General features: G+C 42.6%; 9 protein-coding genes and 1 pseudogene. 6 read left to right on the top strand and 4 right to left on the bottom strand.

Annotation, left to right across the window (positions count from 1 at the left end):
- Nucleotides 1-113: pseudogene (locus FB6_RS06935) on the top strand (IS982 family transposase); the annotation flags it as partial.
- 258 nt (nucleotides 114-371) lie between these two features.
- On the top strand, nucleotides 372-1,628 hold the full coding sequence (gene icd / locus FB6_RS06930; RefSeq protein ID WP_174559307.1) for an NADP-dependent isocitrate dehydrogenase: 1,257 nt from the start codon (nucleotides 372-374) through the stop codon (nucleotides 1,626-1,628).
- A gap of 130 nt (nucleotides 1,629-1,758) precedes the next feature.
- Here the strand turns inward: icd and FB6_RS06925 are convergent, their stop codons facing one another.
- Nucleotides 1,759-2,940, bottom strand: a complete 1,182-nt coding sequence (locus FB6_RS06925; protein ID WP_174559306.1) for a YbfB/YjiJ family MFS transporter — start codon at nucleotides 2,938-2,940, stop codon at nucleotides 1,759-1,761.
- A gap of 228 nt (nucleotides 2,941-3,168) precedes the next feature.
- Here FB6_RS06925 and FB6_RS06920 point away from each other — a divergent pair, with 228 nt between their 5' ends.
- The gene (locus FB6_RS06920; RefSeq protein WP_174559305.1) at nucleotides 3,169-5,148 is read left to right on the top strand and encodes an acyltransferase family protein; all 1,980 of its coding nucleotides are present in this window, start codon (nucleotides 3,169-3,171) and stop codon (nucleotides 5,146-5,148) included.
- Nucleotides 5,149-5,208: 60 nt separating this feature from the next.
- Here FB6_RS06920 and FB6_RS06915 read toward each other — a convergent pair whose 3' ends face one another.
- The gene (locus tag FB6_RS06915; protein WP_174559304.1) at nucleotides 5,209-6,639 is read right to left on the bottom strand and encodes a pyridoxal phosphate-dependent aminotransferase; all 1,431 of its coding nucleotides are present in this window, start codon (nucleotides 6,637-6,639) and stop codon (nucleotides 5,209-5,211) included.
- A gap of 228 nt (nucleotides 6,640-6,867) precedes the next feature.
- Here FB6_RS06915 and msrB point away from each other — a divergent pair, with 228 nt between their 5' ends.
- The 3 genes from msrB (at nucleotide 6,868) to FB6_RS06900 (ending at nucleotide 10,344) form a co-directional block, all read left to right on the top strand.
- On the top strand, nucleotides 6,868-7,287 hold the full coding sequence (msrB, locus tag FB6_RS06910) for a peptide-methionine (R)-S-oxide reductase MsrB (protein WP_174559303.1): 420 nt from the start codon (nucleotides 6,868-6,870) through the stop codon (nucleotides 7,285-7,287).
- A complete protein-coding gene (locus FB6_RS06905; RefSeq protein ID WP_174559302.1) occupies nucleotides 7,284-7,775 on the top strand; it encodes a glutathione peroxidase in 492 nt (163 codons plus the stop codon). The genes msrB and FB6_RS06905 overlap by 4 nt, the downstream gene beginning before the upstream one ends.
- Before the next feature lie 379 nt (nucleotides 7,776-8,154).
- Nucleotides 8,155-10,344, top strand: coding sequence for a TonB-dependent receptor (locus tag FB6_RS06900; protein ID WP_174559301.1), 2,190 nt, complete (start codon nucleotides 8,155-8,157; stop codon nucleotides 10,342-10,344).
- Between the two features lie 50 nt (nucleotides 10,345-10,394).
- Here FB6_RS06900 and dapC read toward each other — a convergent pair whose 3' ends face one another.
- Together dapC and glnD are read right to left on the bottom strand one after the other, a co-directional pair.
- Nucleotides 10,395-11,564: a succinyldiaminopimelate transaminase gene (gene dapC, locus FB6_RS06895; protein ID WP_174559300.1), complete on the bottom strand. Its 1,170-nt coding sequence runs from the start codon at nucleotides 11,562-11,564 to the stop codon at nucleotides 10,395-10,397.
- 25 nt (nucleotides 11,565-11,589) lie between these two features.
- Nucleotides 11,590-14,256 (bottom strand): [protein-PII] uridylyltransferase, encoded by a 2,667-nt coding sequence (gene glnD, locus FB6_RS06890; RefSeq protein WP_174559299.1) that lies wholly within the window; start codon nucleotides 14,254-14,256, stop codon nucleotides 11,590-11,592.
- Nucleotides 14,257-14,258: the final 2 nt, after the last annotated feature.

Genomic DNA, 14,258 nt, shown 5'->3' with positions numbered 1-14,258 from the left:
GTAAAGCTCGTAGTATTCATGGATTTCTAAGTGGAATTTATGCTTCTTTATGTGCATACCAATTAACCCATCGAAATAAGCCAACAATTCAAATTATGAAATCATTAGCTTAAGCAGGATTCGGGTTAATATAAATTAATATTCAATAATGATGTATTCAGAATGACGATTTTCATAGGAAATGACTTCTGTAATTACATAATGCTAAAAAAGGTTAAGTTTTATTCAATTGGGAAATGCAGTTATTTCCTGTATAAATCTTAAACACAGTGGAATTCAATTAAACTATTATGCGTTAAGAAAGGACGAAAGTATTGCCTAATCGGTAAATATTTTTAGATATCGCCAGATATAAAGGGAGAAGCTATACAATGGGTTATCAAAAAATCGTTGTTCCTGCAGATGGTAGTAAAATTACCGTAAATGCAGATCTGTCACTGAATGTACCAAACAACCCGATTATTCCCTTCATTGAAGGCGATGGTATTGGGGTCGATATTACACCCGCAATGAAAGCAGTCGTAGATGCTGCCATTCAGAAAGCTTATGGTGGCAAACGTTCCATCGAATGGATGGAAGTGTACTGCGGCGAAAAAGCAAATACCATTTATGGCACCTACATGCCGGAAGAAACCTTCGAAGCACTTCGTGATTATGTTGTTTCGATCAAAGGGCCTTTAACCACGCCAGTGGGTGGTGGCATCCGATCTTTAAATGTGGCATTACGACAAGAATTAGACCTTTATGTCTGCGTGCGTCCAGTGCGCTGGTTTGAAGGTGTACCTTCTCCAGTTCAACATCCGGAATTAACCGACATGGTGATTTTTCGTGAAAACTCGGAAGATATCTATGCAGGTATTGAATGGAAAGCAGATTCGCCGGAAGCTAAAAAAATCATCAAGTTCCTTAAAGAAGAAATGGGTGTCACTAAAATCCGTTTCGAAGATAACTGTGGGATTGGCATCAAACCGGTATCTAAAGAAGGGACTCAGCGCCTGGTTCGTAAAGCAATCCAGTTTGCTATCGACAATAACAAGCCAAGTGTGACATTGGTGCATAAAGGCAACATCATGAAATATACTGAAGGGGCGTTTAAGGAGTGGGGCTATGAAGTCGCACTTGAGCGTTTCGGTGGTGAGCTCTTAGATGGTGGCCCATGGGTGAAAATCAAAAACCCGAAAACAGGTAAAGATATCATCATTAAAGATGTGATTGCAGATGCGTTTTTGCAACAGATCTTGATGCGTCCAGCAGATTATTCCGTGATTGCGACCCTGAATTTAAATGGTGACTATATTTCTGATGCGCTTGCAGCAGAGGTGGGCGGTATCGGTATTGCACCGGGTGCAAACATTGGCGGTGCAATTCAGATGTATGAAGCAACTCACGGCACTGCGCCGAAATATGCAGGTCAAGATAAAGTCAATCCGGGTTCGATCATTCTTTCTGCGGAAATGATGCTGCGTGACATGGGCTGGAAAGAAGCTGCTGATTTAATTATTAAAGGAATTTCCGGTGCAATTGCAGCTAAAACGGTAACTTATGACTTTGAACGCTTGATGCCAAATGCAACGCTGCTTCGCTGTTCTGAATTCGGACAAGCGATTATTGATAACATGGATAAGTAATCAATTACTGATTTATGTTTAAAAACGCTGTTAATAATGCCAGTCAATCAAGTAATTGACTGGCATTCTCTTCAAAAATTCAGTAAAAAAATTATTTGCACAAAGTTTATCCGCAATTTGTTTTATAGATTTAGTCAATTTGTTTGCTTGAGTTGTATCGATGTATTCGCGTATGCCAAGCCAATTGCAAGGTACCTAATAATAAAACCAAAGCCGCCAATAAAAACTGTTGATGATAGGTCACACCAAAATGTTGCAGGCTACTAAAACTTAATCCTCCAAGCAGTTGTACCGATGCAAAACACAGCGTTGCAATACTCCAGAGCTTTTTATACGCCAGTCCATACAGCTGTAAAATGGTATAGGAAGTTAAAAACACCACAGCAGGATTGAGCATGCCAGTAAAGAAGGAAGAGGCAAAGGTCAGAAGTGGACTGCTCGTGAAAACGGCAATAAAAATTGCCAGAATATAAAGACTATACAAAATTTTGAGTGTAGTGAAATTGCCGTATTTTCTGGCCAGTATATATGCAGAAAATGCACCTAAGGCACTGCCCAGACCATACAGAATCCAGTTCAAGTTAATCCAGAACAGACTCAATTTTAATTCATGGCTAAGATAATCAATCCAGAACAAGGAATGCGGAATATAGGCAAAGGCGCTACATGCATACACAATCAGCAAACTATAAAATAGGGAATTCAAGGTCACTTTGACTGGGGTTGAAGCTGATTGATCAGATAAATGCGGTTTAAATTGCTGCAATAATAAGCTTAGGCAGATGCAAATGATCAGCGCAAAACTACATAAAATCAGCCAGGCGGTCTGTATGGCAATTTGATCCAGATAGGGCAGGAACAGGGTTGCCAATAATACCCCCAGACCAATACCGCTAAAGCCGATAAAATTGATTTTAAAACGATCCTGAACATCACAGCATTGCGCCACTACACTCGGCGATAAAATCATGAGCAGGCCGCCACTGATTCCCGAAATCACCCGCCAAAAGATATACCAGACTTTGGGAAAGTCAGAAAAAGCACAGCACATTAAACTGAACATGCCTGCAATCGCAGCCATTTGAATATACAACGCCATACTCTTGTCTTGAGGCAAACGCATGGCAGTAAATGCGCCCATTAAATAGCCCAACAAGTTGGCACTGCCTAAAATACTGGCAAAACCAGCTGTCCAGGCAAAGGCTTCACGGGTACCCGGTAACAGCGCTGTATAAGAAAAACGTAAAATGCCAATGCCTAAGCACATACTTAAACATAAGAAAATACTCAGTTTTAGGTTGTTTGAGGACATCCATGTGCTCACAGTATTTATAATCTATCCCGCATATAAATAGCATGAGTAAGGCGGATTTTGTAGGACTGTAAATAACAAAACGCAGTAAAAACAAAGTGCCTCAGTCCTGAGCCAAAACGAATATTGGCCTGCTCACGTTAAGTTGAACGTTAGGTTTGCTTTTGCAAATTGAGTTTTCTGAATAAAGGCCTACAATCTGAATAAGTGATGGTCATTATCTGAATTATGAATCTTTCATATCGTGCTGATATCGATGGCTTAAGAGCGATCGCAGTTTTACTGGTGATTTTTAACCACATCGGAATAACTTTATTTTCCGGTGGATATATTGGCGTGGATATATTTTTTGTCATTTCGGGTTATCTCATTACTATTATTTTAACCCAAGATATTCAGTCCCAACGTTTTTCAATTGCCCGATTTTACAAGAAACGTGTGGTTCGTTTAGCGCCTGCCTATTTCACCGTGCTCAGCGTGGTCAGTGTTATTGCCTGGCAGGTGATGCTGCCGGATGATTTGAGTGAATATTTTAATAGCGTCATGTATGCAACTGTGCTCATGGCAAACCTCTATATGCGCAATGAGGTTGGGGATTATTTTAGCCCAAGTGTCGAAGGTGTACCTTTATTGCATTTGTGGTCGTTGGGGGTAGAAGAGCAGTTCTATCTTTTTTGGCCATTATTGCTGTGGCTTGTTATTGGTAAAGTTTCACGTAAATATGCATTAGCGATAGTCACGGTATTAACTGGAATCATGATCTTTTATGCCCAGTACCAGTTGGGGCAAAATGCCGCGAAAGCCTATTTTAGTATGCCTGTACGTGCTTTCGAGCTATTGATTGGGGCATGGCTGTGTTTTTTACCTCAAATCAAGCTGCCCAAACTATTGCAGCAAAGTCTGGTCTGGGCAGCCGTAACCGTGTTGTTTGCAGCCGCCATCTACTTTGACAAGCAAACGCCATTTCCCGGACTAATGGCGCTGATTCCTTGTTTGGCGACTGCGCTGATTATTTATCTTGGACAAGTTTCAAGCTCAAACAATCTATTGCTGTGTAATCCTTTAAGTACATGGATCGGGAAAATTTCCTATCCGATGTATTTGTGGCACTGGCCGATTGTGGTGTTGTTTGGCATCTATATGCTGCCTTTAAGCGCTGAACATCAGGCGGTAATTATCTTGCTATCGATATTGCTGGCATTTTTAACCTATCAACTGTTTGAAAAACCGGCCAAGCGCTTTGTATTGGCGGCAAATGATCAAGTGATTATTCTGGGGTTTTTGCTGCCTGCTTTGTGCTTTATTGTCATAGCCAAGACAGTGAATGAATATGATGGTTTTCCTGATCGCTTTCCACATTCTGTTTATCTTAAACAAGAAGCGCTCAATTCTTTTGCGCATGTTATTCGCAGTCAATGCATGGATACTGCTGACCCGAAAGCTTTACCCGATCCGAAGCAATGTGTACTGGGCAAGGCCAAAGCAGATATCGATTTTCTGCTACTGGGGGATTCTCATGCCAATGCTTATACCGCCATGCTGGATGTCTGGGCCAAAGATGCCAATTTGCGTGGCTATGATATTACCCAAAGTTCAACTTTCTATCTTCCTGGGGTACAGCGTTCGGAGTTGAATTTCAATAAGTGGGAAAAGCTCGACAAGTTTGAAATCAGAAATAAGGCTATTACTGCGCATCTTGCCAAAAACCATTATCCCACCATTATTTTAGCGGGTTCTTATGTGCCGTATTTTGGTCATGAAGTGAAACTGGAAGATGGGACGCATCATTCCAATGAAAAAATCTTTAAAACTAGTTTTATGAAAGCTTTGGAAAATGCATATCAGGCCAGTGATCAGGTGATTGTGCTGCAGGACGTGCCAAGACTCGATCAGGACAGTGTTCCGGCAGACTGTATCCTGCGTAATGAAATTTTACATACCCATGCACAGTGCACGATTTCCAGACGCAAATATGAAGCGCGCTTAGCTCCATTTAACCGCATCGTGGCGGAGGCCAAACGGAAATATCCTCAATTAAAAATCATTGACCCGACCAAGGTACTCTGCAATCAGCAGGTGTGCAAAATTAGTGTTAATGAGCTGCCTTTATATCGCAATAAAGACAGCAACCATATTAATAATCAGGGTTCTAGAGCGTTAGGAATTGCATATCTAAAACAGTATGGCAATCCGCTTAAAGATGAATAAACTCTCAAAGCAGCCATAAAAAACCGCGTGATTCACGCGGTTTTTTTAAGCAGTTTGAACTTAACGCATTTTTGCCAGAAAGCGACCTAAACGTGTAATCGCTTCACGCAATTCATTTTCGGCAGGCAAGAACACCACGCGGAAATGATCAGGCGTTGGCCAGTTAAAACCAGTCCCTTGAACCAGTAAGACTTTTTCCGCACGCAACAAGTCGAGCATGAATTTTTCGTCATCTTGAATTGGATAAACTTCCGGATCCAATCTAGGGAAGCAGTACATGGCACCTTCAGGTTTAACACAGGTCACGCCCGGAATGTCATTCAGCATTTCCCAAGCGATATTGCGTTGTTCATACAAGCGGCCACCTGGACGGATCAAATCATTAATAGATTGATAACCACCTAAAGCGGTTTGAATCGCATATTGCGCCTGATGGTTAGCACATAAACGCATAGAAGCGAGCATGTCCAAACCTTCAATATAGTCCAAGGCACGTGATTTATCGCCAGTGATTGCCATCCAGCCTGAACGGTAGCCGGCAATACGGTAGGCTTTAGACAGACCGTTGAATGAAATACATAACTGATCACCAGCTAAAGCAGCCACTGATACATGCTCAATACCATCATAGACGATTTTGTCGTAGATTTCGTCTGCAAATAAAATCAGGTCATATTTTTTAGCCAGTGCCACAATCTGTTCAAGCACATGACGTGGGTAAACTGCACCTGTCGGGTTGTTTGGATTGATAATTACAATACCACGTGTATTTGGCGTGATTTTGCTTTCCATATCCACAATGTCAGGATACCAGTAGTTTTCCTCATCACATTTATAGTGAATCGCCGTACCGCCTGAAAGATTTACTGCTGCTGTCCATAATGGATAGTCAGGCATTGGCACCAGCATTTCATCGCCGTCATCCAAAAGACCTTGCATGGCCATCACAATCAGTTCAGATACACCATTGCCCACATACACGTCATTCACATGCATGTTGAGGATGCCTTTTTGCTGGTAATACTGACAAATGGCTTTACGTGCAGGGAAAATACCTTTGGAGTCGGTATAACCAATCGCATTGGGTAGATTTAAAGCCACATCGTTAATAATTTCTTGTGGTGCTTCAAAACCGAATGGGGCGGGGTTACCAATATTCAGTTTAATGATTTTGTGACCGGCCTCTTCCATCTCGTTGGCCGCTCGCAACACTGGCCCGCGAATGTCGTAGCAAACATGCTCGAGCTTAGACGATTTCTTAATTTCGCGTGGGGTGTGGAAAGTATTCGGCATTTTTATGTTCTCGGAAAGAGTGGAGTTCACTTTTGCATAACGATATAAATAGCTTTTAAATGTCTCGGTTGTTACCAGATCGAGATGATGTTCATCCCGGAGTAAAGCAACAATTTTTTCATGCGTAAACCCTGTCTGTTGATATTGTTTAATCACAGGCAGCAGATTTTTAAAAATTACGCTCTTTTTCTGCGACATTTTTTAATCCTGAGCAAGAGTAGGACTAAGCCTAACACTAAATTTGCTCACAAAAAAGCATTTAATTTTTAAGATTGCTTACCTTGTTTTTGTAATTGCTTACTTTTTGCTTTTTTGAGCATTATATGGATTTTGTAAATTGTTGAATAAAGACTAGAAATTTAAGATTGAATGACGTAAATATACGATTATCCTATTTTAAATAGCACGATATAAAGGGACGTCATCATGGGAAAACTCAATAAAACAGAAAGAGAATGGCAAAGAGAGTTATCGCCAGAAGAGTTTCGCATTACACGTCAGAAGGGGACGGAGCCTGCTTTTACAGGAAAATACTGGAATACCAAGCAAGCTGGGGTTTATCTATGTCGTTGTTGTGGCGAGGAATTATTTTCTTCCGAAACCAAATATGACAGCGGCAGTGGCTGGCCGAGTTTTTATAAGCCAATTTCCAGTGGAGTGATTGATGAGAATCAGGATGCCAGCCATGGTATGGCCAGAACAGAAATTGTTTGCCATCATTGTGGTGCACATTTAGGGCATGTTTTTGAAGATGGCCCACAACCAACAGGATTGCGCTATTGCGTTAATTCCGCTTCATTAGAATTAAAAACACAAGAAAAAAGTGACGAGGGAACCTATCCATGACCAACATTTATCAGTTTGACGCTGAGTTGTTAGATGGAAAAAATAAATCATTTGCAGACTATGACGGCAAAGTTTTATTAATCGTAAATACTGCCAGCAAATGCGGTTTCACGCCCCAATTTGCGGGGCTTGAGAAATTGTATGAAAAATACAAGGATCAGGGATTTGAAGTGTTGGGATTTCCTTGTAACCAGTTTGGGGGACAAGATCCGGGATCTAATGATCAGATTGGAGCATTTTGCCAAAAGAATTATGGCGTAAATTTCCCCATGTTTGCCAAAGTCGATGTAAAGGGGCCAGAAGCACATATTCTGTTTCGATATTTGACCAATAACTCGAAAGGCGTCTTGGGTAACGGCATTAAATGGAATTTTACCAAGTTCTTGATTGGTCGAGATGGCAAAGTGGTCAACCGCTATGCACCGACCACGAAGCCGGAAGCATTGGAGCAGGATATTGAACAGTGTCTGGCGGCAAATGTAGGTTGATTTAAGCAGACTGAGAATCAAAGGGAATAAAGGCGCAGTATATTGCGCCTTTGCTTTTTGAGAAATGTGACTTTGATAAAAATTTAAAAATATGACTTTGATAAAAATGGGGATAAAGGCGAGATTTTGACTCATATTCTGAATAATATTTAATGATTCCATGTGCTTATATGAGTTAAGCATCAAGTCTTCCCATATCCTAACATCCCCACACCTAGATAAAAAATAGACTGAATTTTACTTCTTGATAAAAAAATACAATAAAACTGCTATTTTTATTCATAATTTCTTAAGATTAATCATAATTTAAGCACAAATAAAAATCATTATCATTTAATGTGGCGGCTAATTTTTTATATTTCACTTTATGAGTGCTCCCATGTTAAAACTTACACAGCTGGCGGTAATGATGGCTTTAGTTGCTAATGGCATCGCTGCTGCCCATGCAGCTGAAGTGCTTGAAGGAGAGAAGGACTCCGCCACAACAGGTCAGCAAGATGTCGTTACTTTAGACACCATTCGTTTGGAAGTCAGTGCCGATGCCTCAGCAGAAGGGTTAATGGAGGCCTATGCAGGTGGTCAAGTGGCAACCGGTGGCAAGGTTGGTATATTCGGCAACCAAAAAAATCTAGACACGCCGTTCAACCTTACCAGTTACACCAATCAGTATATTCAGGAACGTCAGGCGGACAGTGTGGGGGATGTGCTGCAAGCCGATGCAGGTGTGCGTACCGCTAAAGGCTACGGTAACTTTCAGGAAGCCTATTTTTTGCGTGGTTTTGTGCTGGCTTCAGATGACACGGCCTATAACGGCCTGTATGGCATTTTGCCGCGCCAATATATTCCAACCGAACTATTTGAACGGGTAGAGGTGTTTAAGGGGGCTTCTGCCTTTTTAAATGGGGCTATTCCTGGGGGTACAGGCATTGGTGGATCTATCAATTTGTTGCCGAAACGTGCAAGCAGTGAAGCGCTAAACCGCATAAAAATAGGCACAGATTTTAATGGCGGCTATGTATCCTCTGATATTTCACGTCGTTTTGGGGAAAGCGACAAGTTTGGTGTACGTGTAAATACGGCCTATCATCAAGGTGGAACAGAAGTCGATAAAGAAGATAATTCTTTAGGTCTGGCTTCTGTTTCGGCTGATTATAAAGGCGATAAGCTGCGTGTTTCAGCTGATTTGGGCTATAACAATAACCGCCTCGAAGCCAACCGGCCGAGCCTGCGTTTAACCAATGCGGTTACGAGCATGCCAAGTGCTTCGCAATATGTGAATTATCACGGGCAGTCCTGGACCTATTCCAATGAAGAAGATGTGTTTGGCAGTCTTCGTGCAGAATATGATTTGACGGATGCTACAACGGCTTATGCTGCATACGGTTTCCGCAGTTCAGAAGAAAATGGCGTGTATTCCAGCCAGCAAGTCAGTGATGCGCAAACAGGCGCTGCCAAATTATCGGCCTCGATCATTCCACGCAAAGATAAAATCCATACCGGGGAAGTGGGCTTAAGAACCAAATTTGAAACCGGTGCTGCCAAGCATAATGTGGTGCTGTCCGGTTCACTTTATAAGGCAGATAAAAGCTTCAGTTATGGCTACGCGACTAGTCTGACTGACAATTTTTACAGTCCAATCTATACCGGCCAGTCGAATATCAATAAGTGGCTGGGCGCTGCAGGAACCCATCCTAAAGCCGGCGAAACCACACTCACCAGTGTTGCATTGGGTGACAATATTTCATTTCTGGATAAGCGGCTGAATGTCATGCTGGGCGCACGCTATCAGGAAATTGAACAGAACGTTTATCAATATGGTGTGCATCAAACCGACATTAATGAAAATAAAGTTACCCCGGCGCTTGGACTAAGCTATAAGCTGACACCGGAACTGTCTGTCTATGGCAATTATATTGAAGCTTTGGTGCAAGGCGACGCGCTGATTGACGATGTTGGCAATTACCATGTGGCCGATCCTTTTGTATCTAAGCAAAAAGAACTGGGTCTGAAATATGAAAATGGCCGTATAGGCGGTGCGTTGAATTACTTCTATACCGACCGTCAAAAAGCGGCAGTCAATGGTTCGGGCAGCCCGCAAATCTCTGAAGCTAAAAATATTCATCAGGGGCTTGAGTTTAATGCCTATGGCCAGCTGACTGACAGCGTGAAAATTTTAGGTGGTGCCACCTGGCTGAATACGGAACAGAAAAATACCTACAATGGCCTGTTTGAAGGCAATGAAGTGGTAGGTGTGCCAAAATTCCAAGCCAATGCAGAAGCGGACTGGCAGCTGCCGATTGAACAGGATATCAGCTTAAATGGTCGTATTCTGTATACCGGTTCAAGCTATGCCAACAATGCCAATACGTTGAAATTGAAAGATTGGACTCGCGTAGATATTGGCGCGAACTATAAAACCCAGATTAGTCAGGTACCGACAACTTTTAATTTTTCTGTGACTAATGTGCTGGATAAAGATTACTGGGCATCGGCTTCAGTCAATGACTATAGTTATTTAACTTTGAGTGAGCCGCGTACTTTTAAACTAAGCGCCAGTTTTGATTTTTAATTAAAGCTTGCTAAAAAAAATGCCCCGAATTCGGGGCATTTTTTTTGAGTTTACAGAATTTTTTTCAAGCGCTGAATGGCTTGCTCGCATTGTGCAATATCCGCGACTAAAGCCATGCGTACATGATTTTCACCCGGGTTGCCCTGTGCCGTATCACGAGACAGATAACGTCCTGGAAGCACTTTGATGTGTGCTTTTTCCATCAGCATTTTGGCAAAAGCCTCGTCATTGTCTACTTTTAACCAGTAATAAAAACCCGCATCCGGTTTTTGTAGTGGCAGCAGGCTGCCTAATTCATTTTGGAACAGTTCAAATTTGGCGCGGTACAGCTTACGGTTTTCTTCAACATGCGCTTCATCATCCCAAGCCACAATAGAAGCAATCTGGTGTTGAACCGGCATTGCTGCGCCGTGATAAGTACGGTATTGCAAATAAGGTTTTAGCAATGCAGCATCACCGGCCACAAAGCCAGAACGCATGCCTGGCAAGTTGGAACGTTTAGATAAAGAATGGAACACCACGCAGTTTTTATAGTCATCGCGACCGATTTCAGCACAAACTTCCAGCAGACCGACCGGTGCTTCATCAAACCACAGTTCTGAATAACATTCATCCGAGGCAATCACAAAGTTATATTGGTCAGAAAGCGCGATCAGCTTTTTAAACTGTTCTTTGGATAATACCGCACCGGTCGGGTTGCCCGGTGTGCAGACAAATAACAGCGCTGTTTTTTCCCAGACTTCTGCAGGCACGGCATCAAAGTCGCCCAGATAGTTATTCTCTTCCGTACAGTTAATGAAGTAGGGTTTTGCACCAGCGAGTAAAGTCGCACCTTCATAAATCTGATAGAACGGGTTCGGCATTACCACATAAGGCGCATCTTCACGGTTCACCAGCGCCTGCACAAAAGAAAAGATCGCTTCACGTGTACCTGATACCGGTAACACGTTGCTCTCTGCGCTGATGCTATTCAACTTGAAGCGACGGGTCAGCCAGTTGGCAATACTTTGACGTAGCTCAGGCAGACCCTTGCTGTTCGGGTAAGTCGATAAATGTTGAAAGTTGTCAATAATGGCCTGTTTCACAAACTCTGGTGCAGGATGCTTCGGTTCACCAATCGATAAAGGAATGAGAGGTAAATCTGCAGGCTGGATATCCTGAAAAAGTTTATTTAACTTTTCAAAAGGATAGGGATGCAATAATGACAAACTAGAGTTCATGAAATCGATACCGCGTTAATTTAAGTTAGTGTTGGCCAGAGACAAGACTGGAAGCTTCATCCAGTGCTGATTTTAATTGAGCAGCGAAAATTTCAGCTTCTGCATCGGACATCGGCTTGCCATCTTTTTTTGTGACAAAGAAAATATCTTCTGCACGTTCACCCAAAGTGGCAATTTTAGCAGAATGGATATCTAAACCTTGCATCATAAATAAACCACCCACTTTGGCAAGCAAACCGGGATGATCGAGTGTTGAAATTTCCACCATATTTTGCTGTAAGGCATCATTTAGTGTGATATCCACGGTATTTTCAATATCAAAATGACGTAATTGGCGTGGAATACGACGTTGCATTAAACCTGGATATTTATCCGATTCACTCAAGGCTTTGACCAAAGCATCAATCACGGTTTTTTCACGTTCAGGATCGGTGAGGAGCGTACCAAAACGATCCAGTACCACATAGGTGTCCAGACTGAATGCCGTTGATGCCGTAATAATCCGTGCATCTTGAACGTCCAGATTCATGCGGTCAAGAATGGCCACGGTGGTGGCAAATAAATTCGGCTGATCCTGAGTGTAAATAAAGATCTGCACGGCATCTTGGGCAGATTGGCGGTGCGCGCGCATTAAGACCAAAGGTTCAGGATTATTGCCATGTTGCAGGATGGCACGGGTATGCCAGGCAATTTCATCGGCCGATTCTTTAATAAAGTATTCATCTCCCAGTTCTTGCCAGACTTTTTCAACATCGTTAAGTGAGAAGTCATTGACGAGGTGTTCGCTGGCTGCAAACTTGGTATCTTCAATCAACATCTGATAATCCACCGGATGACCCAGACCGCTACGAATCACGTCGCGTGCGTGAGTGTAGAGCTGGCGCATTAAGGAAGCGCGCCAAGTATTCCAGAGTTTGGGATTGGTGGCATTGATGTCGGCCACAGTTAGGGTGTACAGATAGTCCAGATGTTCCATATCACCCAGTTTTTGTGCGAAATCTTGCACCACATCAGGATCGGAGATATCTTTTTTCTGAGCCGTCATCGACATCAGCAGGTGATTTTGAATTAACCAAGCCACCAGATTGCATTCGCGTTCGGTAAAGCCATGAGTACGGCAGAATTTAATGGCATCTTCTGCACCCAGTTCACTATGGTCGCCACCGCGGCCTTTAGCAATGTCATGGAATAAAGCAGCTAAATAGACAATGTCACGACGTGCAAGACGCTGGAACACTGAACTGACCACCGGGAAGTTTTTGGCAAACTCGGGTTCTTTGAAGCGGTTTAAATTACGCAATAATAAGAGTGTATGTGCATCAACCGTATAAATATGGAACAGGTCATATTGCATAAGACCCATAATCTGACCAAATGCAGGAATATAATTGCCGAGAACGCTATAGCGTTTCATTGCTACCAAAGTGTCATACAGGCGATGCGGTGAGCGAATAATGGCCATGAACAGTGCCTGATGTTCAGGATTTTCGCGATAGTTTTTATCAATACGTTTTGCTGCAAGGATAAGCAGGCGTAAAGTCCGTGCGCGAATGCCTTCAATTTCGGGACGGTTGGCCAATAAATAGAAAATTTCTAAGATGGCACTAGGGCGTTCTGCGAAAATTTTATGATGCTGTACTGCCAGTTTGCCATCGACCAGTTTGAAGTTTTCATTAATTTCTTCAATTTTACGTTCGTAATTTGGCAAACGAGGAGTAATCACCGATTCATTAAAGTAAGCCAGCAGCATTTCATTTAAGGTAGAAACCTGCTGCGCGCTACGATAATAACGCTTCATAAACTGTTCGATTGGATAATTCGGTGATTTGCCTTCTTCACGGGTATAACCGAACATAGCGGCGATGTCACGTTGATAATCGAACAACAAGCGGTTTTCGTCACGCTTGGTCAGACGGTGCAGATGATGACGAATTTCCCATAAAAAGCTTTCAGCTTCTTCTAAAACACCGAGTTCAAAATCGGAAATAAAGCCCAAATGCACCAGGTCATAAATACGGTTAACACGGAAATGTCGTTTGGCAATCCAGCCAATCTGGTTAATGTCGCGAATGCCGCCCGGTGCATTTTTAATGTCCGGTTCCAGATTGCTTTCGGTGTTGTTGTGCTGAGCATAGCGTTTGGCCTGCTCATCCATTTTGGCATCAAAAAAGGTTTTATCGGTCCAGGTTTGAGACACAATACGACGTGGCCATTTGGCTAAATGTGGATTGCCAATAATCAGGCGTGATTCAATCAGCGCGGTTGCCACGGTTAAGTCATTGGTGGCCTGTTCAACGCATTGTGAAATGGTGCGCACACTAATCCCAGGTTTGAAATTACCAACATCCCAAAGTGAGGAAATAAAGGTGGAGATCAAGCTTTCCTGATCCGCAGTAATTTCACCTTCCGACAAAATCATGATATCGACATCGGAATAGGGTAGCATTTCCCGTCGACCATAACCCCCTACGGCAAATAAACCCAGATCGGTCTGATCCAGTTCAGCATGTTTCCATAGAAATTCTAAGGCCTCATCAATCAGGTTTGATCGGGCCAAAATGACTTCACGAATCGACTGTCCATTTTCAAAACCTTCCTGAAGCTGATTTTCAACATCGGTGCGCCATTGATTGATCGCCTGAATGTCATGGTTACTTTTAACGTAATTCAGCAGTGGAGAAGTATTGATCATGA

This window comes from Acinetobacter bouvetii (genome assembly GCF_902753875.1).
Classification (GTDB): domain Bacteria; phylum Pseudomonadota; class Gammaproteobacteria; order Pseudomonadales; family Moraxellaceae; genus Acinetobacter; species Acinetobacter bouvetii_A.
The sequence above is the reverse complement of the archived record's forward strand: the minus strand, read 5'-3'. Positions and strand labels throughout refer to the sequence as shown.